Below are 26262 nucleotides of genomic sequence, written 5' to 3' on the forward strand. Positions count from 1 at the left end.
GAACGGCTCAAAACGAACGGCTCAAAACGAACGGCTCAAAACGAACGGCTCAGACGAACAGCATGGCGCCGCCGGCGGGCGCCTCGTTCAGGAAGGTGACGACGCCGCCGGTGGCGATCGGCACGTCCGGCCGGAGCGCCGCGCCCGGCGGCAGGCCGAGCGCCCGCAAGCCCATCTCGCAGGCCATGACGGTGACGCCCATGGCGACGCAGGCCTCCAGCAGCTCCTCGAAGGTGGCGAGGCCGTGGGTGGCGAAATAGCGGTCGCGCGCCACCGGCGTGCTCCCGTCGTCGGCCGGGTCGAGGTCGTGCCAGCCCTGGACGCCCGGCTCGCGCTCGTGCACCAGCGCCCGCAGGGCGCGCCCGGTGAAGAACAGCGTGACCTTGCGGTTGGTGGCCGCCGCCGCGCTGGCCATCACCAGCGCGTAATGCACCCGGTCGAAGCCGCCGGCGAACAGGACGATGGACAGCGCGGCGATTCCGTTGGCCGCAGGCGCGGACAGGGTATCGGACATGGTGGACGCCTCCCGTCTTTCTCGCAGGCCCCTCAATGGGCGGAGAGGTCGTGGATCGTCGGATGATGGCCGCAAAGCGGGCAGTCGGGATCCCGCCTGACGGTGATGCGCTGATAGGACGCATAGAGGGAGTCCATCATCAGCAGGCTGCCCGACAGGCTTTCGCCGAGCCCCAGCAATTCCTTCAGCACCTCGGTCGCCTGGAGCGAGCCGACGAAGCCGGCCAGCGCCCCGAGGACCCCGCCTTCCGAGCAGGACGGTACCGTGCCGCGCGGCGGCGGTTCGGGGAACAGGCAGCGGTAGCAGGGGTGCGGCGCGCCGAGATGCGCCTTGAAGGTGGCGATCTGCCCGTCGAAGCGCAGGATCGCCGCGGAGACCAGCGTCTTGCCGGCGAAGAAGCAGGCGTCGTTCAGCAGGAAGCGCGTGGCGAAATTGTCCGATCCGTCGGCGACGACATCATAGCCGGAGAGCAGATCCATGACGTTGTCACGGTTCAGGCGGACCTGGTGGACCTGCACGCGGACGTCGGGATTGAGCGCGGCGATCCGGGCGGCGGCACTCTCCACCTTCGGCCGGCCGAGCGCCGATTCGTCGTGGATGACCTGGCGCTGGAGGTTCGACAGGTCCACCGTGTCGTCGTCGACGATGCCGATGGTACCGACGCCGGCCGCCGCCAGGTAGAGCAGCAGCGGCGCGCCCAGGCCGCCGGCACCGATGACCAGAACCTTGGAGTTCAGAAGCCGCTCCTGCCCGATGCCGCCGACTTCCGGCAGGACGATGTGGCGGGAATAGCGGTGAAGCTGGGTGTCCGTGAAGTCCATGTCCCGCAGCATAGCGCAGGACGCTGCCGTTGCAGCAACATTCCGCACGGTGCTTTTCCGCCCGGCGGCATGCGGCGGACGCATGCGGAGGGGGCGGGGCGTCAGGCCGACGTCTTGGTCGGCGGCGCCTGCGACGCCCATTCCCGCAGCCGGGTCTGGCGTTCGCGCAGGGTCTTGGCGATGGCGCTTTCCTGCGTGCCGGCAGCGGTGAGCGACGGGTCGCGCGGCACGAAGCTGAACCGGAAGTCCGTCGGCGACTTGAGGGTCGACGGCGGCACCAGGACCATCGTGTATTGGCCCGGAGGGACCTTGTAGGTCGGCTTCTTCAGGAAATCGTTCTGGGCGTCGGTTTCGCTGCTGTCGCTGGCGGCGACCACCTTGCCGTCCTTGTCCATCATTGCCCAGCGCGTGTTGGGCAGGCTGAGGTTGGCGGTGAAGGTGCCGCCCTGGAGGACGTTGAAGGTGTGCTTCTGCACGCCGGTGTCGCCGTTCGCCGGCGGCTGGGCGGTCCCCTTCAGGGTCGCGCCGGCACCGGTCACCAGGATGTTCTGCTTTTCCGAGATGTCGAGCGAATAGTCGCGCACCCCGGCCGTCCGGTTCGCCTGCGAGATGACCGCCGTGTAGTTCCCCGGACCGAGCCTGGCGCTGGCGTCGGCGGACGACTCCTTGGAGTGGAGGATCGTCACCACCTCGTTCCGCTCATTGCGGATTTCGACGTCGGTGAAGTTGTTGTTGACCTTGAAGTTGAACTCGCCCGCCTTGCTGACCGTGAAGTTGCGGTAGTCGGCGTTCGTGCCGCTGGGCGCCACCTTGTCGGTCGTTCCCTTCAGTTGCGAAAAGGCACTGAGCGACAGGTTCGGAACGGAGACGGACATATCCGCCATGGCGGTCACTCCCCTGGGAACGGACGAAAGCAGCGGGGCGGGTACAGGCAAGAGTAGCCGAAGTCGCGAAGTCCGTCAAATTTGAGGATCAATTTCGCCGGTCGGGCCGGACGCGCTCCGGCGGCTTCCGATCCGGGCGGGCCGGGATCGGAAGCCGCCGGGCCGGCGGTCTTACTCCAGCCCTTCGAACAGGGCGGTCGACAGGTAGCGCTCGGCGAAGGACGGCAGGATCACGATGATCTGCTTGCCGGCATTCTCCGGCCGGGCGCCGATCTCCAGCGCCGCGGCCAGCGCCGCGCCCGAGGAGATGCCGACCGGAACGCCTTCCAGGCGGGCGACCTTGCGGGCGGTCTCGAAGGCGCGCTGATTGGAGATGCGGACGACGTCGTCGATCAGGTCCTTCTTCAGGATGTCGGGCACGAAGCCGGCGCCGATGCCCTGGATCTTGTGCGGGCCGGGCATGCCGCCCGACAGCACCGGGCTGTCCTCCGGCTCGACCGCGACGACCTTGAAGGACGGCTTGCGGGCCTTGATGACCTCGGCGGTGCCGGTCAGCGTGCCGCCGGTGCCGACGCCGGAGATCAGGATGTCGGCCTGGCCGTCGGTGTCCTTCCAGATTTCCTCCGCCGTGGTGGCGCGGTGGACGGCCGGGTTGGCGGTGTTCTTGAACTGCTGCAGCAGATAGGCGTCGGGGTCGGCGGCGAGGATTTCCTCGGCCTTGCGGATGGCGCCCTTCATGCCTTCCGAGGCCGGGGTCAGCACCAGCTCGGCCCCCAGCAGCTTCAGCATCTTGCGCCGTTCGACCGACATGCTCTCCGGCATGGTCAGGATCAGCTTGTAGCCCTTGGCGGCGGCGGCGAAGGCCAGCGCGATGCCGGTGTTGCCGGAGGTCGGCTCGACCAGGGTGGTGCGGCCGGGCGAGATGGTGCCGGCCTGTTCCGCCGCCTCGATCATGGCCCGGCCGATGCGGTCCTTGACGCTGGCCAGCGGGTTGAAGAACTCCAGCTTGCCGATGATCTGGGCCTGGACGCCGGCGTCGGCGGCAAGGCGGTCCAGACGCACCAGCGGCGTGGCGCCGATCGTGTCGAGGATGCTGTCGTAGATCCTGCCGCGGAATTCCGGTGCAGCCATGATTCCACCTCTGCGATTTGTGTTATGTATGGTTTCAACACCCCGAATGACGAGAATCGTCCAGCGCGGGGTTCCTGTCAAACGGGAAGTCGGCCTCCGCCGGTGGCGGCCGCCACGGTGCCACCACCGGCGGCGCCATGTGGCCATGGGCCGCCGAACAGGGTGGCCGGCCCGTGCCGGCTGCCCGGTCAGATGGTGAAGTCGATCCGGTCCTCGGTCTCGCTTTCCACCCCGGCGCGGCGGGCGCGCATGCACAAATCCTCGATGGTGACGGTATCGAGCTTGGCCATGCACTCCTCCTGCAGTTCGCCCCACAGCGGGCGGACCACCTGATGGCCGAGGATGGACCCGGCCGGCTCCTCGATCGGGTCGGTGGCGGTCTCCATCGAGCGGACGACCCGCACGATCTCGCCCAGCGTGATCCGCCGGCGCTCCCGCGCCAGCCGGTAGCCGCCGCGCGGACCCCGCACCCCGGCCAGGACGCCCTCGCGGACGAGTTGCTGCAGGACCTGTTCCAGGTAGCGTTTCGGAATGCCCTGGCGCCGGGTGATCTCCCCGGACTGTACCGGCTCGGTGCCCGCGTTGTAGGCGATGTCGAGGACCGCCTCGATGGCGAACATCAGCTTCTTGGAGATGCGGAGCATCACGACCCACTCCTGCTGTCCCGGCTAAGGGGGATGGTCCGGCGATTCGTTCAGGCGCCGGCCGGTGTCTGCCGGTTGGCGGGTGGAAGCGCCGGGTTCTTCCCCATTCCCGCCTGTTGGTTAAAAGGTGTTTTACACCTCACGCGCGGGAATTCACAACAGGATTTGTCGCAGACGGAGTCGGTGAAATCGTCCGGTCCGGGTCCGGGCCGTTCGTCCAAGGGAGGCAGGCTTCAGGCCGGCCTTCAGGCGGGCTTCAGGTGGTCCAGGCCGGTTCGCCCAGATCCTCGCGGAAGGCGAAGCGCTTGAGGTGGTCGATCACAACCCCCTGCATGCGCTCCACCTGCGCGGCATCCTCGACCTCCAGGACCAGGGTCAGGCCGTCGGCGTCCGCGGCCATCCGGCAGCGCCGGTCGGGGCCGAAGGGGACGAGCCCCTGGTTCTCGTCATAGGCAACCTCGAACTTGTGCGCCCAGTGCTTGCAGAGCTGGGTCATGTAGCGGCGCCCGTTGGGGGTCGCGATGCGGGTGGTGGTGGTGACCATGCCGTTCTTATCCTTCTGCGTCGGGAGGGGGTCCGGTCCGCCGGGCCGATGCCGGTCAGGACCGCTCGACGGCGCGCGCCGCGTCGTCGATGGCGTCGGCGATCGCCTGGGTCTGTTCCGGGGTCAGGTCGCCGCGCGACAGCCGCAGCCGCAGCGCCAGCTTGAAATTCTCGATCGCGCGGACGATCTGCGGCGCCGACTCGCGCTGGCGGTGGGCGCGGGCATGGGCGATGCGCTCGCGGATCGCCGCGACGGTGGGCTCGGCCGCCTTCAGCGCCTCCACGCCGTCCGGCGTGATCTCGTAGGTCTTCTTGTTGCCGTCGGCCGAGGCCATGCGGATGTGGCCCTGCTCCTCCAGCAGGGTGAGCGTCGGGTAGACGACGCCGGGGCTGGGGCTGTAGGCGCCGCCGACCAGATCCTCGATCGACTTGATCAGGTCGTAGCCGGAGCGGGGCTTGTCGGCGATCAGCCACAGCAGGACCAGGCGCAGGTCGCCATGGTCGAAGATCCGGCCGCGGCCCCCCTGGCCGCCGCGGCCACCCCGCCCGGCCCATTGGTCCCAGCCGCCGCGGTGGCCATGCCGTCCGCCGCCATGCCCGCCGTGCCCGCCATGCCGGCCGGGACCCTGGTCGGGCGCCTCGTCGTCGAAATCGGGGCGGGAGAAGCGGCGGATGCGGTCGTGAAACAGGTGCCTGAACATTGAAACACTCTCTCGATGCGGTTTCGATATAACGAAATCTTAGATATATCGAAACCGCATCTGGTTCAAGGGGCATGGAGAGGGAGTCGGCCCCGGGGCCAAGGGCGGCGGCAGGTGCGGCAAAGGGTGGACGAGCGGGCAGGGAAGCGGTGGCGCTATCTCAAAGTCGGGACAAATCACTGTCGCCCACCCTGCCGAAGCGGCTATAACCGACGCCCTGGCTTTGCTTTCGTTCGCGTGTGCTCCCATGTCCCTTCGGATCGAGACCTTCTCCAACGCCACCGGCGGCTCCAGCTTCTTCAAGGCGGTGGGCCACCCGCTGGCGGCGCCCAAGGCGGCGATCCTGATCGCGCGGCTCGCCTCCCATGGGCCGGTGGCGGTCTATGACCCGCTGGGGCTGCTGCCGGGGCTGGCGGCGTTCTACGACCTGTCGGAGGTCCCGGTCTGCGGCATCTATGTCCAGGACGTCGAGCAGGTGGGCGAGGAGATGTGCGGTCACGCCGCCCGCCCGGTGACCGATCTGCCGTCGAGCGGCGCGCGCACCGTCTTCGTCGTCGCCTTCGACTCGCAGCGCCTGGAAGGGCACATCGCCCACCTGATCCCGCCGACCGCCGGCGTCGTGTCGCTGGACGCCATGCGCGTGCCGGAGGACATGCTGAACGATCCCGGCAACTACCTGTCCAGGTTCAACTGGGCGACGAACTTCGCCTGGTTCCGCGACGGCGACGGCCACCACACCCGCGTGGTGTCGGCCAACTACTGGCCGCGCTACGGCGCCAAGGGCACCCGCCTGTGGGCCTGCCTGTTCGATGGCGACGGGCGCCCGCTCGCCGACTGGACCGACCCGATGCCGCCGTCCGACGGCACGGTGGTGATCGACAGCCGGCAACTGCGCGACCGCCTCGGGCTCGGCCCCTTCTGCGGCTCGCTGTTCCTGCACGTCATCGGCGCTGCCGGGCACGACGTGGTGAAATACGCGCTCGACACCTACGGCGACGACGACACCGTGCTGTCCTGCACCCACGACGCCAACGCCTGGCCGGCCGACCTCTATGCCGGGCTGCCGGCGCCGCGCGAGGGCGAGCGGGTGTCCTTGTGGATCCAGAACAGCCATCCGACGCCGATCCCGGCCGGGGCGGTCGGGCTGAACCTGATGGGCTCCGCCGAGATCCGCCGGCTGGACCGCGCGATCGCGCCCTTCGCCACCGTCGAGCTCGACGTCGCCAGCCTGTTCCCCGAGGCGCGCTGGCCGCAGCAGTTCGAGGTGCAGGCCGGCAAGCATTTCGTCCGCCCGCGCTACGAGATCGTCGCGGCCGACGGCCGGCGCCGCTTGGCCCACGCCAACGTCGAGCGCACCGACCTGAAGCCCGACCCGCGGCTGCCGGTCCTGACCGGCGGCGCACCCGACAAGGGCGTGGTCGGCAAGGGCCACATCCTGCCGGCGCCGCTGCTGCCGACGGACCGCTGGCGCACCGTCCTGCTGCCGACGCCGATGAGCACGGCGCAGACCGAGCTGCCGGTGAAGGCGGTGGTCTACGACCGCGCCGGTACGGCGGTGGCGGAGCACCGCTTCGGCAACCTGAAGCGCTCCGACAGCGTGGCGCTGGACGTCGGCGGGCTGGTCGGCGGGCTGGTCGCCGGCCGGCCGCTGGCGGATGGCTGGGGGCATGTCGAGCTGGTCTATGATTTCGAGGCCGGGACGATCGCCGACGGTTGGCTGCACGCGCTCGTCCGTTACGAGGACGTACGGACCGGCCATGTCGCCGAGACGAGCTTCGGCAGCCACATGTTCAACATGGCGATGGTCTACCGCGACGAGCCGCAGAGCTACCATGGCCGGCCTCCCGGCCTGTCGACCCGCCTGTTCCTGCGGCTGGGGAGCGAGCCGTGGGACACGCTCTGCCACCTGGTCTATCCAGCCTCGACGGCATGGCATGCCAGCTCCGACACCAGCCTGATCCTGATGCGCCGGGACGGCGTCGAGGTCGCGCGCAAGCGGCTTGCAATCCCCTGTGGCGGGTCGCAGTTCTGGCGGTACCACGAGATGTTTTCGGAGGCGGAACGGTTGGCGGCTGGCGAGCACGCCTACGTGATGGTGCGCGACACCACCTGCCGGCTGTTCGGCTACCACGGCTGCCTCGCCGGTGAAAACGCCTTCAGCCTCGACCATATGTTCGGCTTCTAGCGCGCCTCCAAACGAGCTTCCCATTCTTCGCCGAGATTTTTGCGGGATCACGCCAATGGCCAGCACCCATCACACCAAGGTCCTCATCATCGGCGCCGGCCCGGCCGGCTATACCGCCGCCATCTATGCGGCGCGCGCCAACCTGGAACCGCTGATGGTCCAGGGCATGCAGCCGGGCGGGCAACTGATGATCACCACGGACGTGGAGAACTTTCCCGGCTTCGCCGACCCGATCCAGGGGCCGTGGCTGATGGAGCAGATGCAGAAGCAGGCCGAGCATGTCGGCACCAGGATGGTGTTCGACCTGATCACCGACGTCGACTTCACGCAGCGGCCCTTCGTCTGCAAGGGCGACAGCGGCGACACCTACACCGCCGACAGCGTCATCATCGCCACCGGCGCCCAGGCCCGCTGGCTCGGCATCTCGACGGAGGAGATCTATCGCGGCTTCGGCGTGTCGGCCTGCGCCACCTGCGACGGCTTCTTCTTCCGCGGCAAGGAGGTGGCGGTCATCGGCGGCGGCAACTCGGCGGTGGAGGAGGCGCTCTACCTGACCAACCACGCCACCAAGGTGACGGTCATCCACCGCCGCGACGGCTTCCGCGCCGAACGCATCATGCAGGACCGCCTGTTCCGCCACCCGAAGATCGAGGTGGTGTGGGACAGCGTGGTCGAGGAGATCGTCGGCGAGGGTGACGGCACCATGGGCAACCCGCGCGGCGTCACCGGCGTGCGGATCAGGAACGTCAAGTCGGGCGAGGAGCGCGTGATCCCGGTGGCCGGCGTCTTCGTCGCCATCGGCCACGAGCCGGCGACCGGCATCTTCAAGGGCAAGGTGAAGATGGACGAGTCCGGCTACATCATCACCGCCCCCGATTCGACCGCCACCGACATCGCCGGGGTCTTCGCGGCCGGCGACGTCAAGGACAAGGTCTACCGCCAGGCCGTCACCGCCGCCGGCATGGGCTGCATGGCGGCGCTGGAGGCCGAGCGCTGGCTGGCCCACCACGAGCCGGCCGCCGGCGCCCACGGCGACACCAGCCCGGCCGGCACCTGGTGATCGCGCCGGCCGGGTTTGGAGCGGCCTGACGTGCGGTATCGAGGTGGAAACGCCGCCGGGCCTGTCCGCAGGCCGGCGGCGTTTCCATGTCCGCCGTTCGCCTGCGGCGCCGGGGCCGCAGCTAGATCGGATCCAGTTCGGTGTCCCAATAAAGAAAATCCCGCCAACTTTCATGAAGGAAGTTTGGCGGGAAGGCGCGTCCGTTCTCCTGCAGCTCGTAGGCACTGGGCTGGAAGGGCGGACTGAGGGGGATCATGCCGCAGACGTGGGGAAGGCGGTCGCCCTTGGCCAGGTTGCAGGCCGAACAGGAGGTTATGACGTTCTCCCACGTCGTCCGGCCGCCGCGCGAGCGCGGGACCACGTGATCGAAGGTCAGGTCGTGGGTGGGGAAGGGGCGGCCGCAATACTGGCAGGTGAAGCGGTCGCGCAGGAAGACGTTGAAACGGGTGAAGGCTGGCCGGCGTGTCGCCGGGATGAACTCTTTCAGCGAGATGACGCTGGGTAACCGGACTTCGAAGCTGGGTGATCTGACGACCCGGTCATAGTGCGAGACGATGTTGACCCGTTCGAGAAAGACCGCCTTGACCGCTTCCTGCCAGGACCATAGCGACAAGGGGAAGTAACTGAGCGGGCGGAAATCCGCGTTCAGCACCAGAGCCGGACAGTGATCGGGTGGTGGAGCCAATGGCCACTCCCTCGTCTGGATCCCGGCGCGGGACACTGTTGCGGCTGCGCGCGGGGTCGTGTCTGCTCCGCCCCGGCGGCCGGATCGCCGATCCGGGACAACCAGATACATAGTTGATCGATGGCCCGGACTCAACATCTTGACGGCCGGGGGCCGAATTTCTTCACCGTCCTGTAACCTTTTTCGCATCGGGGGTATCGCGAGGGCTTTGTTCGCCGGTGGCCGCCGGTGGGCTGTGACATCGTCACGACGGCCAAATCATCCCCTTGCGGCTTACCCATCGTTAACCATAAGCGGGCATCGTATGGCTCATCGAACGGAGATGATCCCGCCGGCTGTCCCGGCCGGACGCGACCGAGGGAGAGCCCACATGACCGCCGTCATCATCGACCTTGCCCAGAAGCGCCGTGAACGTGAAGAGCTGGCGCGCCAGAAGCGCATCGACGCCTTCGACCGCGAGCTGCGCCGCCGCCTGGCGCTCTATCTGGAAGGCGAGGAAATCCCGGTCGAGCCGATCCGCGACAACCCCTACATCTGAGCCACCCGCGTTCCACGTTGCGTCCCGCGCTCCCGCCTGCCGACCGGTTCGGTTGCGAATACGGCGGGCGCATCCGGACCTCCGTTCCGCTATAAAGCGGGGATGAGCGATCCCGTCACCCGCTTCGCCCCGAGCCCGACCGGGCACCTGCACCTCGGCCACGCCCATTCCGCCCTGTTCGGCTGGACGACGGCCCGCAAGGCGGGCGGCCGTTTCCTGCTGCGGATCGAGGACATCGACCCCAACCGCTGCCGTCCCGAATACGAGCGCGACCTGATCGAGGATCTGGCGTGGCTCGGTCTCGGCTGGGATGGCCCGGTCCGGCGCCAGTCCGACCATTTCGGCGACTACCGCGCGGCACTCGCCCGGCTCCGGACGCTGGGCGTGCTCTATCCCTGCTTCTGCACCCGCAAGGACATCGCCGCGGAGATCGCGCGCGCCGGCTCGGCGCCGCATGGACCCGATGGCCCGCTTTATCCCGGCACCTGCCGCCACCGGTCCGCGGAAGACCGCGCGGAGCGGATCGCCCGCGGCGACGCCTGGGCGCTGCGGCTCGACATCGCGGCGGCCGGCCGGCTGACCGGGCCGTTGCGCTGGCACGACCGCGCCCGCGGCTGGCAGGACGCGACGCCGAAGCTGCTGGGCGATGTGGTGCTGGCGCGCAAGGACACGCCGACCAGCTACCATCTCAGCGTCACCGTCGACGATCATTTGCAGGGCGTGACTCTGGTCACCCGCGGCGAGGATCTGTTCTTCGCCACCCACCTGCACCGGCTGCTGCAGGCGCTGCTGGGCGTCGATCCCCCCGATTACCACCATCACGGCCTGCTGCGGAACGCGGCGGGGGAGCGGCTGGCCAAGCGCGACCGCGCGCAGTCCCTGCGCTCGCTGCGCGACGAAGGCCGCAGTCCGGCGGAGGTGAGGGCGCTGGCCGGCTTCCCCGACTGAGGGAGGCGGGCAGAAGTCTTGAAGGCAGGGGCTTGGCGGGCAGGGGCCTTATGTGGCTACAGCGGCCGCCGCGCCTTCAGCGCCGCGGTCAGCGTGCCGTCGTCGAGATAATCCAGCTCGCCGCCGACCGGAACGCCGTGGGCGAGGCGCGAGACGGCGACGTCGGTGTCTGTCAGGCGGTCGGTCACGACATGGGCGGTGGTCTGGCCGTCGACGGTGGCGTTCAACGCCAGGATGACCTCGCGCACCGCCGGATCCCTGGCGCGCCCAGCGAGGCCGGCGATGTTCAGGTCGTCGGGGCCGACGCCCTGCAGCGCCGACAGCAGCCCCCCCAGCACATGGTAGGTGCCGCGGAAGGCGCGGGTGCGTTCCAGTGCCCACAGGTCGCCGGCATCCTCGACCACGCAGATGACCGAGCGGTCGCGCGTCGGGTCGGAGCAGACGGTGCAGGGATCGCGGCTGTCCAGGTTGCCGCAGACCGAGCAGGCGCGGATCGACTCGCCGGCGGCGGCCATCGCCTCCGACAGCGGGACCAGCAGGCTGTCCCGCCGCTTCATCAGATGCAGCGCCGCCCGCCGCGCCGACCGGGGACCGAGCCCCGGCAGCTTGGACAGCAACTGGATCAGGCGTTCGATTTCAGGTCCGATCATGGAATTGGCGGCCGACACACGTCTCCCTCTCCCGCCCCGGGAGAGGGAAGGGGCCCATGGCACAGGCCATGGGAAGGGTGAGGGGCAATGCGAGGATCGGGGGATCCGTGTCCGGATTGCCCCTCGCCCTCCCCACGCCTTCGGCGCGGGTACCCTCCCTCTCCCGGGGCGGGAGAGGGTAAAACACGATCGATCAGAACGGCAGCTTCATGCCGGGCGGCAGCTTCAGGCCGCCCATCATCTTCGAGGTCTCCTCGGCGACATGCTGCTCGACCTTCTTCTTGGCGTCGTTGAAGGCGGCGACGATCAGGTCCTCCAGCACCTCGACGTCCTCGGGATCGACGACCGACTTGTCGAGCTTGACCTTCTTCATCTCGCTCTTGCCGTTGACGGTCACGACGACCATCCCGGCGGCGCTCTGGCCGGTCACCTCGACCTGCTCCAGGCTGGCCTGCATCTCCTGCATCTTGGCCTGCATCTGCTGGGCCTGCTTCATCATGTTGCCGATATTCTTCATCGGTCAGTACTCTCCTTCGTCGTCGAGGGGGTAATAGACCCCATCGTCCTGCTGCTGAACCATAAAGTCGGGTGTCTCGCCGTCATCCGCAACCGCCGCACTCTCGGCGGCGGCCACTTCGGCGAGATCGCGGATGTCGATGATCCTGGCGCCGCCGAAGGCGTCGAGCACGGCGCGCACCACCGGGTTGGCCTCCGCCTCCGACAGGGCGCGGCGCTGCTCGGCCTGGTCCTGCTCGGCCAGGGTCGGCTGGGCCTGCCCGTCGGACAGGGCGACGATCCAGCGCTGGCCGGTCCATTCGGTCAGGAACTGCCCGACCTTGGCCGGCAGGGTCGGCGGGGCGGCGGGGCGGAGCTTCAGCTCCAGCCGGCCCGGCTCCATGCGGACGAGCTGGACGGTCTCCATCAGGTAGCCGTAGAGCGCACCCTCGCGCCGTTCCGAGAACAGCCGCACCAGCGCGCGGAAATCCGGCGGCATCGCCGACAGCTCTTCGCCGGCCGGAACCGGGAGGGCCGCCGCCGGAGCGGCCTGCGCCATCGGGGCGCTTTGCGGCTGGGCGGAGCGGGCAACGGCATGAGTGGCGGCATGGGCGACCGCGACGGGGCCGCCGCTGCCGCTTGGACTGCCTGGGCCGCGGCCCACCGGTGCGCCGCCATTCGCGCCGCCGGCGGACTGCTGGGCCTGGAACTGGCGGATCAGTTCGCCAGGGGTCGGCAGGTCGGCGGCGTAGGACAGGCGGACGATCACCATCTCAAGCGCCTGCTGCGGCACCGGGGCGGCCTGCACCTCGCCCAGCCCCTTCAGCAGGAGCTGCCAGGCGCGGGTCAGCGCCGGCATGCCGAGCCGGCCCGACAGGTCGGCGCCGCGCGTCCGCTCGGCCTCCGGCAGCGAGGGGTCGCTGGCGGTCGCCGGCACCACCTTCAGCCGGGTCAGGTTGTGGACGAGGTCGAGCAGGTCCTGCAGGATCACCACCGGGTCGGCGCCGACCCGGTGGAGGTCGGACAGGATGTCCATCGCCTCGGCCGGCCGGGCGGAGACCGCGGCCTCGAACAGGTCGATCACCCGGGTGCGGTCGGCCAGCCCCAGCATGTCGCGCACCTGCTGCGCCGTCACCGTGCCGGCGGCCAGCGCGATCGCCTGGTCGAGCAGCGACAGGCCGTCGCGCACCGACCCGTCGGCGGCGCGCGCGATCAGCGAGGCGGCGTCCCCCTCGATCTGCGCGCCCTCCAGCGCGGTGACGCGGGTGAAATGCTCCTTCAGCACCTGGGCGTCGACGCGGCGCAGGTCGAAGCGCTGGCAGCGCGACAGCACCGTCACCGGCACCTTGCGGATCTCGGTGGTGGCGAAGACGAACTTCACATGGCTCGGCGGTTCCTCAAGCGTCTTCAGGAGCGCGTTGAACGCGCTCTTGGACAGCATGTGGACCTCGTCGATGATGTAGAGCTTGTAGCGGGCGGAGACGGCGGCATAGCGCACGCCATCGATGATCTCGCGGATGTCGTCGACGCCGGTGTGGCTGGCGGCGTCCATCTCCATCACGTCGACGTGGCGGTCCTCGGCGATGGCGCGGCAGTTGTCGCAGACGCCGCAGGGGCTGACCGTCGGCCCGCCGGTGCCGTCCGGCCCGGTGCAGTTCAGCGCGCGGGCGATGATGCGGGCGGTGGTGGTCTTGCCGACGCCGCGCACGCCGGTCAGCATGAAGGCCTGGGCGATGCGGCCGGACTGGATGGCGTTGGTCAGGGTGCGGACCAACGCGTCCTGCCCGATCAGCTCGTCGAAGGTCTTCGGCCGGTATTTGCGCGCGAGCACCCGGTAGGCCTGGCCGGTGGCCGGAGAGGCGGCCGGGGAGGAAACGGCGGGGGTGTCGACGGTGGTATCGGCGGTGGTATCGGTCACGCGGCTGGCCTGTCGAAACGACGGGGGGAGGGGGGCTCGTTAGGGCCGCAGGATAGCGTCCCGGCGCCGCGCTGTCGCCGTCTGTTTCGTGCTGGCAATTTTTGCAGAGGGTGGGAGACTGGACGAACGACCCGAGCCGTAACTCGTTGCGGCTGCTTCCTTCCGGACCTGACCGGGTTGGCGAGGGACTCGTCCGACGCCAGTCTCCCGCCGCTGTTATGGGCATTCGCGCAGGCGGATGCAAGGGGAAAACGCCTCAATGTGCGCGGGCGGTCTCCGCGCCGGCGGCGGATTATTGGCGATTAGGTTCCTGACCATAAATTATGGTTCGTTCCATAATTTGTCCTGATGAGGCCGCCTATGCCACCCCGGCCCGGGGCGGGGTGACCAGACAAAAAGGCCCCGGGCCGGAACCCGGAGCCTTTTCCACCCGTGCCCGCTAAGCAGGCTTTGCAGGGTTTCCGAGCCCGCCCATCTGCGGGCGGGGTTCGGAAACCCGGCTTGAGAGCCGCTTACTTCTTCAGCGCGGCGACCCCCGGCAGTTCCTTGCCTTCCAGCCATTCCAGGAAGGCGCCGCCGGCAGCCGAGACGTAGGTGAACTTGTCCTCGGCCCCGGCATGGGCCAGCGCCGCGACGGTGTCGCCGCCGCCGGCCACCGACAGCAGGCCGCCGGCCGCGGTGCGGGCGGCGACCAGCCCGGCCACCGCGTTGGTGCCGGCATCGAAGGGCTGGATCTCGAAGGCGCCGAGCGGGCCGTTCCAGACGATGGTCTTGGCGCCCTGCAGCTTGAGGCCGAGGAACTCGACGGTCGCCGGGCCGACGTCCAGCGCCATCTCGTCGGCACCGATGGCGTCGAAGGCCACCACGCGGTTGGCGGCGCCGGCCTTGAACTCCTTGGCGACGACGAAGTCCTTGGGCAGCAGGATCTCGCAGTTGGCGTCCTTGGCGGTCGCCATGATCGCGCGGGCCTGGTCGGCCATGTCCTTCTCGCACAGCGAGGCGCCGACGTCGGTGCCCTGGGCGAACAGGAAGGTGTTGGCCATGCCGCCGCCGAGCACCAGCAGGTCGACCTTGCGCACCATGTTGCCGAGCAGCTCCAGCTTGGTGGAGATCTTGGCGCCGCCGACGACCGCGGCGACCGGGCGCTGCGGCTTCTCCAGCGCCAGCGTCAGGGCCTTCAGTTCCGCCTCCATCAGGCGGCCGGCGGCGCTGGGCAGCAGGCGGGCGACGCCCTCGGTCGAGGCGTGGGCGCGGTGGGCGGCGGAGAAGGCGTCGTTGACGTAGAGGTCGCCCAGCTCGGCCATCTGCTTGGCGAAGGCCGGGTCGTTCTTTTCCTCCTCCGCGTGGAAGCGGGTGTTCTCCAGCAGGACGATGGCGCCCTCGTGCACCTTGGCGATGGCGTCCTTGGCCTTGTCGCCGACGCAGTCCTCGGCGAAGGCGACCTTCTGGCCGACGGCGGCGCTCAGCGCGTCGAGCACGTTGCGCAGCGAGTTCTTGGCGTCCGGGCCGTTCTTCGGCCGGCCGAAATGCGACAGGACCACGACCTTGGCGCCCTTGGAGGACAGCTCCTTCAGGGTCGGGGCGAGGCGGTCGATGCGGGTGGTGTCGGACACCTTGCCGTCCTGCATCGGAACGTTCAGGTCGGCGCGCACCAGCACCGTCTTGCCGTTCACCTCAAGGTCGTCGATCGTGTTGAACTCGGTCATCGTCGCGCGTCCCATGTCTGGGGCCGGCGGCAGGGCGATCTCGACGACCCGCGCGCCGGCCGTGGCGGTTTTGGCGACCCAAGCACAGGCCCGCCGGCTTTGCAACGCTCCAGGGGTGGGGTGAAAATGGGCATATTGCCCCGCACCTCCGGCCGGTCGGGCGGTTCGCGGCGGGAAGGAGGCGGCGGATGCGGCGCAACGACGCAACTTTCCGCCGGAGCCGGCCGGCGGGTCTGTCATTTTTCCGTAACTTGACCCTGTCCATGGCCTGTGCAAACACCCAACTACAGGCCGGACCGGCCCCGGACCGGCCGTGGAACGGGGGTTGAAAGCGCAGGCGATGGCTGAGGCGGATACCAACCGCGAGACGGAACTGAAGCTGGCCGCGAGGCCGCAGGATTTGGACGCCCTGTTCGCCGCGCCGGCCATCGCCGGGCGGTCGGCCGGCCCGGCGGCGACGCGCACCCTGGAGAGCACCTATTACGACACCGAGGACCGCCGGCTGGCGGGCCGCAAGGTGACGCTGCGGGTGCGCAAGACCGGCGAGGGCTTCGTCCAGACGGTGAAGGCGGCGCCGGAGACCGACGGGCTGGGGCGCGGCGAGTGGGAGTGCGCGGTGACCTCCGCCGCACCCGACCTGACCCTGATCAGCGACGCCGAGGCGCTGGACCTGCTCGGCAGCCTCAGCGAATCGGAGCTGCGGCCGGTCTTCACCTCGCTGGTCGAGCGGACGACGCAGGATGTCTCCTTCGGCGAGGGCGACGAGGCGGCCCGCATCGAGGTCGCCTTCGACCGCGGCCGGATCATCCTGCCCGACGGTGCCGCCCGCGACCTCTGCGAGGTGGAGCTGGAGCTGAAGGAGGGGCCACCCGCCGCGCTCTACGACCTGGCGCGCGAGCTGACGCAGGTCGCCCCCCTGCGGCTGGAGGTGCGGACCAAGGCCGAGCGCGGCCATGCGCTGGCGAGCGGCGCCACCGACAAGGCGCTGAAGGCGGAAAAGCTGCTGCTCGATCCCGAGACGACGGTGGAGGGGGCGGTCGCCCGCATCGTGCGCGCCTGCCTTGCCCATCTCGTCGCCAACGAGGCGGTGACGCTGGCCGGCGACGATCCGGAGGGCGTGCACCAGATGCGGGTGGCGTTGCGCCGCCTGCGCTCGGCCACCGCGCTGTTCCGTCCCTTCATTCCGACCACGCAGTATCTCTGGCTGGTCGGCGAGATCAAATGGCTGGCCGGCAGCCTGGGGCCGGCACGCGACTGGGACGTGTTCGGCGAGGAGCTGCTGGCGCCGGTGCGCGAGGCGTTCCAGCGCGCCGACGGGCACGGCCGCTCGGCGGTCGAGGACCTCGAAACGCTGGCCGCCGCCGCCGAGGCGCGGCGCCTGCGCGCCTACGAGGGCGTGCGCGAGGCCATCCGCTCGGACCGCTACACCGCCTTCCTGCTGGGCGTCGGAAGCTGGGTGGAGAAGCGCGGCTGGCGCGACCAGCCGGTCAGCGAGGAGTCGGTGCGGCTGTTCCAGCCGGTGATCGGGCTGGCCGACCACCTGCTGAACAAGCGCCACAAGAAGGCGAAGCGGGCCGGGCACGGCTTCGCCCACCTGCCGGTGGCCCAGCGCCACCAGTTGCGCATCGCGCTGAAGAAGCTGCGCTATGCGGTGGAGTTCTTCCGCAGCCTCTACGACGACAAGCCGGTGCGCCGCTACATCCAGCAGCTTGCCGCCTTCCAGGACGCGCTGGGCCACCTGAACGACGTCGCCACCGCCACCCGGCTGCTGCACGAACTGCACGAGGACGGCAGCCGCTCGGCCCCCGGCGAGCCGCGGGCCGCCGGCATCGTCATCGGCTGGCACGCCCGCGGGGTGGCCGATACCGAGGCGGCGCTGGTCGCCCTGTGGCATGAGTTCCTCGACACCAAGCAGTTCTGGTCCAAGCCGGACGCCGCGGTGTAGAGTCCGCTTCCATGCTCACGATCCTCGTCGCCAACATCAAGGGCGGCTGCGGCAAGACCACCGTCGCCACCCATCTCGCCGCCGCCTCCGCCGCGGCCGGCCTGCCCACCGTACTGGCCGACGTGGACCGCCAGAAATCCTCGCTCGGCTGGCTCGGCCGCCGGCCGGCCCAGGCGCCGCTGCTGGTCGGCCTCGACTGGGCCAAGGATCTCGGCGACGCGCCGCGCGGCACCAAGCGGCTGGTGATCGACGCCCCGGCGGCGCTGAAGACCAGGCAGATCGAGGATCTGGTGAAGATGGCGGACGTCGTCGTGCTGCCTGTCCTGCCCGGCGCCTTCGACGAGCAGGCGACCCAGCGCTTCCTGTCCAAGCTGGAGGAGCTGAAGCCGATCGCCAAGAACAAGACCGCCGTCGCGGTGGTCGGCAACCGCATGCGCGCCCGCACCAAGGCCGCCGACCGGCTCGACCGTTTCCTCGGCGGCATCGGCCATCAGGTGGTCACGCGGCTGCGCGACAGCCAGATCTACGCCGACGCGGCCGAAAGCGGCCTAAGCCTGTTCGACATGCCGGGCAAGCGCGCGGCCGAGCATCGCGGCGACTGGCAGCCGCTGCTGAGCTACATCGATACGGTGTGAAACGCCAGGGGCGGAGGGGCATGGCGCCGGCCGAGGTCAGGCGGGACCGGCGCCAGCCGGCCTCAGTGTGCGCCGCCCATGCGGTCGAAGTAGCGGCCGATCGCCGAGAAGATGAACAGCACGCAGCCGAGGAAGACGATCAGCCCGCCGACGGCGAAGGCGCTGTCCGACGCGCGCGAGGAGGCCAGCAGGGCGACGAAGGCCATGATGCCGGCGAGGATGGGGTTGATCCAGAAGGAGAAGGCTTTCACGTCCCGGGATCCTTTCAGGCCAGGGGAGGAGGGGCGCGGAGCCGGCGTGCCCCCGTCCCGCCGGGAACCGCAGACGATCCGCATTGGAAGGGATCCTGCGGGACGGCGCCCGCCGAATCAATGCGACACAATCGACCTGTGACGGGCAACAGCTACACCGCCGGCGCCCGGTTTTCCTTGCGGTAAATCAAGTGCGAAAACCGTCCCCCCGGCGCCGCTCTCCACCAGCCTGAGATCGCCGCCATGCGCCCGGGCCACCTCGCGGGCGATGGCGAGGCCGAGGCCGATCCCGCCGGCCCGGGCGGAGCCGGCAAAGGGCTGGAACAGGTTCTCCCGCGCCCGCGGCGCCAGGCCGGGACCGTTGTCGGCGATGGTCAGCAGCAGCCTGCCGTCCGGTTGCCCACCCGGCCCGGACTCGGCGGCGACCCGCACCCGGTCGGCGCCGGCCTGCACCGCGTTGCGGCCGAGATTGACCAGCAGGCGGCCGAACTGGGCGGCGTCCACCACCGCCAGCGTCCCGGCCGGGATGTCGTTGATCCAGGTCGCCTCGACGGGGCCACCGTCCGGCCGGACGGTGGCGAGCACCTCGGCGCCGGCCTCCTCCGCCAGACGGTGCAGGTCGGCGGGGGCGGGGGCCAGCGGCAGGACGCCGTCGCGGGTGAAGGACAGGGTCTGGCCGCACAGTTCGACCGCGCGGTCCAGCGAGGCGAGCAGCCGGGGCGTCACCCGCCGCACCTCGGGATCGCCGCTTTCCGTCAGCCGTTCCGACAGCAGCGAGGCGGTCGACAGGATGCCGCGCAGGTCATGGTTGATCTTCGCCACCGCGGTGCCCAGCGTGGCGAGGCGTTCGCGCTGGCGCAGCGCCGCCCGCACCGTGCCCTGCATGGACGCCAGCTCGCGCTCCGCCACGCCGATCTCGTCCCGGCGGCGGCCGGGGACGACCGGCGGGGCGCCGTCGGGGTCGCGGCGGAAGGCGACGACGTCGGCGGTCAGCCGCCGCATCGGCCGCACCAGCAGGGCGTGCAGCGTCAGGTAGACCAGCACGGCGGCGAACAGCGAGATGCCGACCGACACCGCCAGGATGCGGCGCGAGAAATCGAGCATGGCCTCGATCACGGGCCGTTCGTCCATCGTCACCTCGACCCGCTGGGCGGGATCGTTGGGCGAGCGGTCGATCACCCGGATCACCCGGTTTTCCCGGTCGCCCAGGCCGCGGCCGAGTGCCGCGGCGGCGTCGACGATCTGCATCCACAGGCCGGTGCCGCGCAGGTCGTAGACGGCGGCGGCCTCCGGCGGCATCGGGCGGGACAGCATGTAGACCCGGGCGCCCGGCTGGATCACGTCGATGACGTGGGTCCCGGTATAGGCCAGCAGCTTGGCCTGCAGCTCCCTGGTCACCATGAAGTCGGGAGCGGCCTCCACCGACAGGGCGGCGATGTGGGCGGCGGCCAGCCGTTCCTCCAGATAGCCCATGCGGAAGCGCGCGATCGACGGGGTGTAGATCAGCACCTCGGCCAGCAGCACGAACAGGATGGTGAGGACCAGCAGCTTCGCCGACAGGCTGGTGGCGACGGTGGGGAGGGGCATGGACGGAGGGGCGCCTGGATGGTCAGTGTTGCCGGGCTGCCATCCTATGACGGGGACAAACATGCGTCACCGGTGAGAAGGCGCCGATCCGCTGGCGTTACCCCCCACGGGTTGATAAGAGAGGCGCCATGAGCGACCTTGCCCGTCACATCGACACCCTGTCGCGTGCCAACGTGCTGTGCCTTGGCGACGTGATGCTCGACCGTTTCGTCTATGGCTCCGTGGAGCGGGTGTCGCCGGAGGCGCCGATCCCCGTGCTGCGCATCGAGCGGGAACTGCCCAAGCTGGGCGGGGCCGGCAACGTCGCGGCGAACCTGGTGGCGCTGGACGCCGCCTGCCGCTTCGTCTCGGTGGTCGGCGGCGACGCGGTGGGCGGGGACCTGCTGGGGCTCCTGCGCCGCGAAGGGGTCGGCAGCGACGCCATCGTGGTGGAGGACGACCGCCAGACCACGGTGAAGACCCGCTTCATCGCCGGGCAGCAGCAGCTTCTGCGCACCGACGTCGAGACCGTCGTCCCCATCACCGTCGGCGACCGGGTGCTGGAGCGGGTGCGCGCCGCACTGCCCGAGGTCGGCGGCGTCATCCTGTCCGACTACGGCAAGGGCGTGCTGACCGACGAGCTGGTGGTCGCGGTGATCGCCGCCGCCCGCGCGGCCGGCCGCACGGTGGTGGTCGATCCCAAGGGGCGCGACTACCGCCGCTATCGCGGGGCCGACATCGTCACGCCCAACCGCAAGGAGCTGATGGAGGCCACCGGCCTGCCGGTCCGCACCGACGCGGAGGTCGTCGCCGCCGCCCGCCAGCTCATCGAGGGCTGCGGCATCGGCGCGGTGGTCGCCACCCGCAGCGAGCAGGGGATGTCGGTGGTGACAGCGACCAACGCGGTGCATCTGCCGGCCGAGGCGCGCGAGGTGTTCGACGTGTCGGGTGCCGGCGACACGGTGGTGGCGACGCTGGCGGCGGCGCTGTCGGTGGGGATCGAGCTGGTGGATGCCGCCCGGCTGGCCAACCTGGCGGCCGGCATCGTCGTCGGCAAGGTCGGCACCGCGGTCGTCCGCTCGGCGGAGCTGCTGTCGAGCCTGCACGAGCTGCAGTGGCGCCACGGCGAGGAGAAGGTGGTGACCCGCGACGCCGCGGCGGAGCGGGCGGAGCGCTGGCGCCTGCGCGGCAAGCGGGTGGGCTTCACCAACGGCTGCTTCGACCTGCTGCACCCCGGCCACATCTCGCTGCTGAAACAGGCGCGGGCGGCCTGCGACGTGCTGGTGGTCGGGCTGAACAGCGACGCCTCGGTGAAGCGGCTGAAGGGCGAAAGCCGGCCGGTGCAGAACGAGACGGCGCGCGCCACGGTGCTGGCGTCGCTGGGCTGCGTCGATCTGGTGGTGGTGTTCGGCGAGGACACGCCAGAGGAGCTGATCCGGGCGCTGCGCCCCGAGGTGCTGGTCAAGGGGGCGGACTACACCGTCGCCACGGTGGTCGGGGCCGACTTCGTGCAGAGCTACGGCGGAGAAGTGGTGCTGGCCGAGCTCGTCCAGGGACAGAGCACGACCAACACCATAAAGCGCATGAAGGGCTAGGGCCGGAGAAGGCGGCCGGCTGGCTGGTAGGCCGCGCTCCCCGATCCCGCCCGCTCTCTCACATCTTCTTCTGGACGTTGTCGGCGCCGCGCTCGATCGCGCGGCCGCCGGCCTGCACGTCCTGGCCGGCACCCTCGACGGTGTTGCAGGCGGCCAGCGTGGTGCCCAGCAGCGAGCCCAGGATGGCGAGCAGGGCGAATTTCTTGACGGTGGTCATGGGTTGTCTCCCGATTGGTGGCGGTGCGATCGCAAGTTGGAACGCAAGCGGGGCCGTAAAGGTTTCCTGAATCGAAGGGGGAGGGGGCTTGCGCAAAAGGGGTGCCCTTCGCTTCGGCAGGATGATCGCCTACATTGGGTGAGGATCCCGTCCCCCGGATCTGAGGCAGACATGCCGCCTGCACGCCGCTTCACCCCGCTGGTGACGGTCGAGGATTTCCTTGCCACGGAGTTCGCGGGCGAAGCCCGCTACGAACTCGTCGACGGGGAGGTCGTCGGACAGGCCCATCCGAGCCCGGCGCACAGCGCATTGCAGGTGGAATTGGGCGCCGCGTTGCGTGAGGCATTGCGGGACAGGGCAAGGCGGGATGGCACGCGCTGCCGCGCCCTGTCCGAGGCCGGTATCCGTCCGCAATTCGATCCGACCCACAATTACCGCGTCGCCGATCTGGCAGTGACCTGTGAACCCTTCGATCCGGACGTCTCCTTCACCGTAGCACCGGTGCTGCTGGTGGAGATCCTGTCACCGACCGAGGAGAAGGCCCAGCGGGCCAAGCTGCATGTCTGTGCCGCCATGCCGTCGGTCCGCGAGATCCTGTTCCTCGATTCCCGGATCATCCGCGCCGAATTGCACCGCCGCGATGCGGACGGCCGCTGGCCGGTGGCCCCCCTAGGTGCTGGAGGAGGACTCCGTGCTGGTGCTGGAGACGGCCGGGTTGACGATGCCGCTGGCCGCGCTCTACCGCGACCTCGGCTATTGAGCCGAAAGGCCGAGCGGCCGGACGAAGTGTCCCGTTGCCTCACGGCGGAAGCGCGGGCATAAATCGCCCCGCGGAACTTCCCGCTGGCCCTCCCCGCTGGACGGGACGGCTTTTGGCAACGAGCAAGAATGGCGAAAGGAAAGCCTCTCATGGCTGAAAGCACTTTTGACGTCGTTGTGATCGGCGGCGGTCCCGGCGGGTATGTCTGCGCGATCCGTGCGGCGCAGCTCGGCTTCAAGGTCGCCTGCGTCGAGAAGCGCGGAACGCTGGGCGGCACCTGCCTGAACGTCGGCTGCATCCCGTCCAAGGCTCTGCTGGCGGCGTCGGAGAAGTTCGAGGAGGCCGCGCACGGCCTCGCCAAGTTCGGCGTCAAGGTCGGCAGCGTCGAGCTCGACCTGCCGGGCATGATGGCCCACAAGGACAAGGTCGTTAAGGACAACGTCGGCGGCATCGAGTTCCTGTTCAAGAAGAACAAGGTCGCCTGGCTGAAGGGCGCCGGCAAGATCACCGCCGCCAACACCGTCGAGGTCGAGGGCGTCGGCACCATCACCGCGTCGAAGGCGATCGTCATCGCCACCGGCTCGGACGTGACGCCGCTGCCGGGCATCGCCATCGACGAGAAGCGGGTGGTGTCCTCCACCGGCGCGCTGGCCCTGCCGGAGGTGCCGAAGCATCTGGTGGTGATCGGCGGCGGCGTGATCGGCCTGGAGCTGGGGTCGGTCTGGGGCCGCCTGGGCGCCAAGGTGACGGTGGTCGAGTTCCTCGACCGCGTGCTGCCGACCATGGACAACGAGCTGTCCAAGCAGGCCCAGCGCATCTTCGCCAAGCAGGGCATGGACTTCAAGCTGAGCACCAAGGTGACCGGCGCCACGGTGTCGGAAACCGGCGTGACCCTGACGGTCGAGCCGGCGGCCGGCGGCACGCCGCAGACGCTCGACGCCGACGCCGTCCTGGTCGCCATCGGTCGCCGCCCCTACACCGAGGGGCTGGGGCTGGAAGCCGTCGGCGTCGAGCTGGAGCGCGGGCGCGTCAAGATCGACGGCCATTTCCAGACCAACGTGCCCGGCATCTACGCCATCGGCGACGTGGTCGACGGGCCGATGCTGGCCCACAAGGCCGAGGAGGAGGGCGTCGCGCTCGCCGAGCAGCTTGCCGGCCAGAAGAGCCACGTCAACCACGACCTGGTCCCCGGGGTCGTCTACACCTGGCCGGAAGTCGCCGCGGTCGGCAAGACCGAGGAGCAGCTAAAGGCCGCGGGCACCGCCTACAAGACCGGCAAGTTCCCGTTCACGGCGAACGGGCGCGCGCGGGCCGGCGGCAACACCGACGGCTTCGTGAAAATCCTGTCGGACGCGGCCACCGACAAGGTGCTGGGCGTCCACATGATCGGCCCGAACGTGTCGGAGATGATCGGCGAACTGGTCCTGGCCATGGAGTTCAGCGCGTCCGCCGAAGACGTCGCCCGCACCTGCCACGCCCACCCGACGCTGTCGGAAGCGGTGAAGGAAGCGGCCCTGGCGGTGGACGCGCGTCCGATCCACATCTGACCGGCCGTCATCTGACCGGCCATCCCGTTCCATCCGGGTTGCGAACGCAGGCGCCCTCTTCCGCATCCGCGGGAGAGGGCGTTTTGCTGCTGCATCCGGCCGTCGCCGTTCAGGCGGCACGGATGGTGGAGAGGAAGCCGTTCACCACGCTGCGCAGGCGGCCGGCGTCGCCGGCGAGCTGGCCGGAGACCGACAGGACGCTCTCGGCCGCCTGGCCCGCCTCGACGGCGGCGCGGCGCACGTCGGCGATCGTCCGGGTGACCTCGTGGGTTCCGCCCGCGGCCTGCTGGACGTTGCGGGCGATTTCCGCGGTGGCCGACCCCTGCTCCTCGACGGCGGCGGCGATGGCGGTGGAGATCTGGTCGATCTGGGCGATGATGCCGCCGATGTCCCTGATGGCGCCGGCGGTTTCGCCGGTCACGCGCTGCATGCCGGCGACATGGCCGGCGATCTCCTCCGTCGCGCGGGCGGTCTGGCTGGCGAGGCTCTTCACCTCCTGCGCCACCACGGCGAATCCCTTTCCCGCCTCGCCGGCGCGGGCCGCCTCGATGGTGGCGTTCAGCGCCAGCAGGTTGGTCTGGCTGGCGATGTCCTGGATCAACTGCACCACCGTGCCGATCCTCTCCGCGGCGTCGGTCAGGCTGAGGACCTGGCCGTTGGCCTGCCGCGCCGCCTCGACCGCCCCACGGGCGATCCCGGCGGAGTGGTTGACGCGCTCGCCGATCTCCTGGATGGAGGCCGACAGCTCCTCGGTGGCGCTGGCAACCGTCTGCACGTTGCCGCTGGCATCCTGCGAGGCGGCGGCGACCACGCCCGCCTGCTGGCTGGTCTGGGTCGCCGTGGCGGTCATCGCCTGGGCGGTGCCGTTCATTGCCTGGGCAGCCTGGTCGACGCCGTCGACCACCTTCATCACCTGCGCCTCCAGGCTGTCGGCGAGGTGCCGCATCGCGTCCCGGCGCTCGGCGTCGGCCTTCGCCTGGTCCTCCGCCCGCTGGTCGATCATGCGCTTCAGGTCGGCCAGCATCTTGCGGAGGGCGTCCGCCAGGGCGCCGACCTCGTCGGACTGCCGGATGTCCAGGGTCTGGTCGAAGCGTCCGGCGGCGATCCCTTCGGCGAAAGCGACGCTGGCACGGATCGGCCGGGCGATGCCTCCGGCGACACCCCACATCACGGCGACCGCGCCGATGGCGACGAGCGCGCCGACGGCCACCTGCCACAGGATGCCGGAATCGGCCCGCTCGCCCAGCAGGGCGGACAGGGTCATGCTGTCGGCCAGCACCAGATCCTTGGGCACCTGGACCAGCACCGCCCAGGGCTTCCCGGTGTCGCCCATCGGGATGGGGGCGAAGCTGCGCAGCATGTCGGTCGCGGTGTCGACGTCGACATGTGGCTTGCCGGCCTGGACATTGGCGAGATCGGCCTGCCAGGAAGTATCGAAGGTCGAGATCGGCTGGCCGATCAGCTCCGGGCGGGCGCTGTGGGCGACGATCAGTCCCATGTTGCTGACGATCACCACCTGGCTGCGGCCGCCGAACACGGCGCCGCTGACCTTGGTCGACAGGTGCTGCACGAAGTCGAGGTTGAAGTCGGCGCCCGCCACGCCGCGGAACTTGCCGCCGATGACGATCGGAACCGACAGCGTGGCCAGGAACACCTGCTTGCCCTGGACGATGTAGGGCAGGGGGTCGAGCACGCTTTCCCGCCCGTTCTCCTGCGGGCCGATGTACCAGCCGCCCTTCATGACGCCGTTCGGGTGGCGATCGCGGCTGTCGTATTCGACCAGGGGCTGCATGGCGACCCGGCCGCCCTGGTCGCGGTTCCAGTAGGGGAGGAAGCGGCCGGTGGTATCGGTGCCGGTCTCGCGCCGGTTGCGGAACTCTCCGTCCCGGCCATCGAGCGCGTCGGGTTCCCAGGCCGAGTAGGTGCCGTTGAACAGCGGGTTGCGCTTCAGGACCGACAGGAGCACGCCGTTGAACGCCTCGCGCCGCCGTTCGGGCGGGATGTGGCCGGGGGCGTCGTCGTCGGCGAGGCTGGCGAAGCTGCTGGCCATCGTCCGCGCGGCGTTGAGCGCCGTATCGAACTCCGACCGTAGGAGCCCGGCCTGGGTGGCGGCGAGATTCTGCAGGGATTCCGTCGTCTTGCTTTCAAGGATGCGTTCGACGTTTCCGGTCACGAACTCGTTGCCCGAGCGCGCCGACAGCACGGCAAAGCCGACGAGGACGGCGACCGTGCCCGCCAGACACAGGCCCGACAGCATCGCGATCTTGGATTGAATGGATTTTATTTGCACGGTCACTTTCCCCACATGATCGGCACGCAGGGT

25 protein-coding genes and 1 other RNA gene are annotated in these 26262 nt (G+C 69.8%); 9 read left to right on the forward strand and 17 right to left on the reverse strand.

Annotated features, from left to right (window positions below; genetic code table 11):
• Positions 1-49: 49 nt before the first annotated feature.
• The 7 genes from J2850_RS20830 to J2850_RS20860 all read right to left on the reverse strand — a co-directional run bounded on the left by J2850_RS20830 (position 50) and on the right by J2850_RS20860 (position 5238).
• Positions 50-514, reverse strand: coding sequence for a DsrE family protein (locus tag J2850_RS20830; RefSeq protein WP_209985701.1), 465 nt, complete (start codon positions 512-514; stop codon positions 50-52).
• 32 nt (positions 515-546) lie between these two features.
• Entirely contained in the window at positions 547-1335 is a 789-nt protein-coding gene (locus J2850_RS20835) for a HesA/MoeB/ThiF family protein (protein WP_246513305.1), read from the reverse strand.
• 101 nt (positions 1336-1436) lie between these two features.
• A complete protein-coding gene (locus J2850_RS20840) occupies positions 1437-2219 on the reverse strand; it encodes a hypothetical protein (protein WP_209985708.1) in 783 nt (260 codons plus the stop codon).
• Between the two features lie 171 nt (positions 2220-2390).
• The gene (cysK, locus tag J2850_RS20845; protein WP_209985710.1) at positions 2391-3350 is read right to left on the reverse strand and encodes a cysteine synthase A; all 960 of its coding nucleotides are present in this window, start codon (positions 3348-3350) and stop codon (positions 2391-2393) included.
• A gap of 188 nt (positions 3351-3538) precedes the next feature.
• Entirely contained in the window at positions 3539-3994 is a 456-nt protein-coding gene (locus J2850_RS20850; RefSeq protein ID WP_209985713.1) for an RrF2 family transcriptional regulator, read from the reverse strand.
• A gap of 256 nt (positions 3995-4250) precedes the next feature.
• The gene (locus J2850_RS20855) at positions 4251-4538 is read right to left on the reverse strand and encodes a DUF2218 domain-containing protein (protein ID WP_209985716.1); all 288 of its coding nucleotides are present in this window, start codon (positions 4536-4538) and stop codon (positions 4251-4253) included.
• A gap of 55 nt (positions 4539-4593) precedes the next feature.
• A complete protein-coding gene (locus J2850_RS20860; protein ID WP_209985719.1) occupies positions 4594-5238 on the reverse strand; it encodes a PadR family transcriptional regulator in 645 nt (214 codons plus the stop codon).
• A 247-nt stretch (positions 5239-5485) separates the two neighbouring features.
• On the opposite strand from J2850_RS20860, the gene J2850_RS20865 reads away from it, so the two are divergent.
• On the forward strand, positions 5486-7423 hold the full coding sequence (locus tag J2850_RS20865; RefSeq protein ID WP_209985723.1) for a hypothetical protein: 1938 nt from the start codon (positions 5486-5488) through the stop codon (positions 7421-7423).
• Between the two features lie 55 nt (positions 7424-7478).
• Positions 7479-8483 carry a thioredoxin-disulfide reductase gene (trxB, locus tag J2850_RS20870; RefSeq protein ID WP_209985726.1) on the forward strand — a complete coding sequence of 335 codons (1005 nt, stop codon included), beginning with the start codon at positions 7479-7481 and terminating at the stop codon, positions 8481-8483.
• Positions 8484-8604: 121 nt separating this feature from the next.
• Here the strand turns inward: trxB and J2850_RS20875 are convergent, their stop codons facing one another.
• A complete protein-coding gene (locus J2850_RS20875; RefSeq protein WP_209985728.1) occupies positions 8605-9168 on the reverse strand; it encodes an HNH endonuclease in 564 nt (187 codons plus the stop codon).
• 370 nt (positions 9169-9538) lie between these two features.
• Here J2850_RS20875 and J2850_RS20880 point away from each other — a divergent pair, with 370 nt between their 5' ends.
• Both J2850_RS20880 and gluQRS read left to right on the forward strand, forming a co-directional pair.
• A complete protein-coding gene (locus J2850_RS20880; protein WP_209985731.1) occupies positions 9539-9706 on the forward strand; it encodes a hypothetical protein in 168 nt (55 codons plus the stop codon).
• 102 nt (positions 9707-9808) lie between these two features.
• A complete protein-coding gene (gene gluQRS, locus J2850_RS20885; protein WP_209985733.1) occupies positions 9809-10654 on the forward strand; it encodes a tRNA glutamyl-Q(34) synthetase GluQRS in 846 nt (281 codons plus the stop codon).
• Positions 10655-10710: 56 nt separating this feature from the next.
• Here gluQRS and recR read toward each other — a convergent pair whose 3' ends face one another.
• The 5 genes from recR to J2850_RS20910 form a co-directional block, all read right to left on the reverse strand.
• The gene (gene recR / locus J2850_RS20890; RefSeq protein ID WP_209985735.1) at positions 10711-11304 is read right to left on the reverse strand and encodes a recombination mediator RecR; all 594 of its coding nucleotides are present in this window, start codon (positions 11302-11304) and stop codon (positions 10711-10713) included.
• Between the two features lie 193 nt (positions 11305-11497).
• Positions 11498-11821: a YbaB/EbfC family nucleoid-associated protein gene (locus J2850_RS20895; RefSeq protein ID WP_085090301.1), complete on the reverse strand. Its 324-nt coding sequence runs from the start codon at positions 11819-11821 to the stop codon at positions 11498-11500.
• Positions 11822-11824: 3 nt separating this feature from the next.
• Positions 11825-13717: a DNA polymerase III subunit gamma/tau gene (locus J2850_RS20900; protein ID WP_209985738.1), complete on the reverse strand. Its 1893-nt coding sequence runs from the start codon at positions 13715-13717 to the stop codon at positions 11825-11827.
• A gap of 110 nt (positions 13718-13827) precedes the next feature.
• An RNA gene (gene ffs / locus J2850_RS20905) (signal recognition particle sRNA small type) lies at positions 13828-13925 on the reverse strand.
• Between the two features lie 304 nt (positions 13926-14229).
• Positions 14230-15423, reverse strand: coding sequence for a phosphoglycerate kinase (locus tag J2850_RS20910; protein ID WP_209985741.1), 1194 nt, complete (start codon positions 15421-15423; stop codon positions 14230-14232).
• A 340-nt stretch (positions 15424-15763) separates the two neighbouring features.
• Between J2850_RS20910 and J2850_RS20915 the strand changes: the two genes are divergently transcribed.
• Together J2850_RS20915 and J2850_RS20920 are read left to right on the forward strand one after the other, a co-directional pair.
• Positions 15764-17368 carry a CYTH and CHAD domain-containing protein gene (locus J2850_RS20915; RefSeq protein ID WP_209985744.1) on the forward strand — a complete coding sequence of 535 codons (1605 nt, stop codon included), beginning with the start codon at positions 15764-15766 and terminating at the stop codon, positions 17366-17368.
• 11 nt (positions 17369-17379) lie between these two features.
• Complete coding sequence (locus tag J2850_RS20920; protein ID WP_209985747.1) at positions 17380-18003, forward strand: ParA family protein; 624 nt, start codon at positions 17380-17382, stop codon at positions 18001-18003.
• A gap of 62 nt (positions 18004-18065) precedes the next feature.
• Here the strand turns inward: J2850_RS20920 and J2850_RS20925 are convergent, their stop codons facing one another.
• Both J2850_RS20925 and J2850_RS20930 read right to left on the reverse strand, forming a co-directional pair.
• Positions 18066-18254: a hypothetical protein gene (locus tag J2850_RS20925; RefSeq protein ID WP_209985750.1), complete on the reverse strand. Its 189-nt coding sequence runs from the start codon at positions 18252-18254 to the stop codon at positions 18066-18068.
• A 117-nt stretch (positions 18255-18371) separates the two neighbouring features.
• Entirely contained in the window at positions 18372-19841 is a 1470-nt protein-coding gene (locus J2850_RS20930; protein ID WP_209985753.1) for a sensor histidine kinase, read from the reverse strand.
• Between the two features lie 128 nt (positions 19842-19969).
• Between J2850_RS20930 and rfaE1 the strand changes: the two genes are divergently transcribed.
• A complete protein-coding gene (rfaE1, locus tag J2850_RS20935; RefSeq protein ID WP_209985757.1) occupies positions 19970-21415 on the forward strand; it encodes a D-glycero-beta-D-manno-heptose-7-phosphate kinase in 1446 nt (481 codons plus the stop codon).
• Between the two features lie 58 nt (positions 21416-21473).
• Here rfaE1 and J2850_RS20940 read toward each other — a convergent pair whose 3' ends face one another.
• Positions 21474-21632 carry an entericidin A/B family lipoprotein gene (locus tag J2850_RS20940; protein ID WP_209985760.1) on the reverse strand — a complete coding sequence of 53 codons (159 nt, stop codon included), beginning with the start codon at positions 21630-21632 and terminating at the stop codon, positions 21474-21476.
• Between the two features lie 171 nt (positions 21633-21803).
• On the opposite strand from J2850_RS20940, the gene J2850_RS20945 reads away from it, so the two are divergent.
• Together J2850_RS20945 and lpdA are read left to right on the forward strand one after the other, a co-directional pair.
• Positions 21804-22454 (forward strand): Uma2 family endonuclease, encoded by a 651-nt coding sequence (locus tag J2850_RS20945; protein WP_209985763.1) that lies wholly within the window; start codon positions 21804-21806, stop codon positions 22452-22454.
• An 87-nt stretch (positions 22455-22541) separates the two neighbouring features.
• A complete protein-coding gene (gene lpdA / locus J2850_RS20950) occupies positions 22542-23939 on the forward strand; it encodes a dihydrolipoyl dehydrogenase (RefSeq protein ID WP_209985766.1) in 1398 nt (465 codons plus the stop codon).
• A gap of 109 nt (positions 23940-24048) precedes the next feature.
• Here lpdA and J2850_RS20955 read toward each other — a convergent pair whose 3' ends face one another.
• Complete coding sequence (locus tag J2850_RS20955) at positions 24049-26229, reverse strand: methyl-accepting chemotaxis protein (protein WP_307354502.1); 2181 nt, start codon at positions 26227-26229, stop codon at positions 24049-24051.
• Between the last annotated feature and the right edge of the window lie 33 nt (positions 26230-26262).

The organism is Azospirillum picis (genome assembly GCF_017876115.1).
Lineage (GTDB): Bacteria > Pseudomonadota > Alphaproteobacteria > Azospirillales > Azospirillaceae > Azospirillum > Azospirillum picis.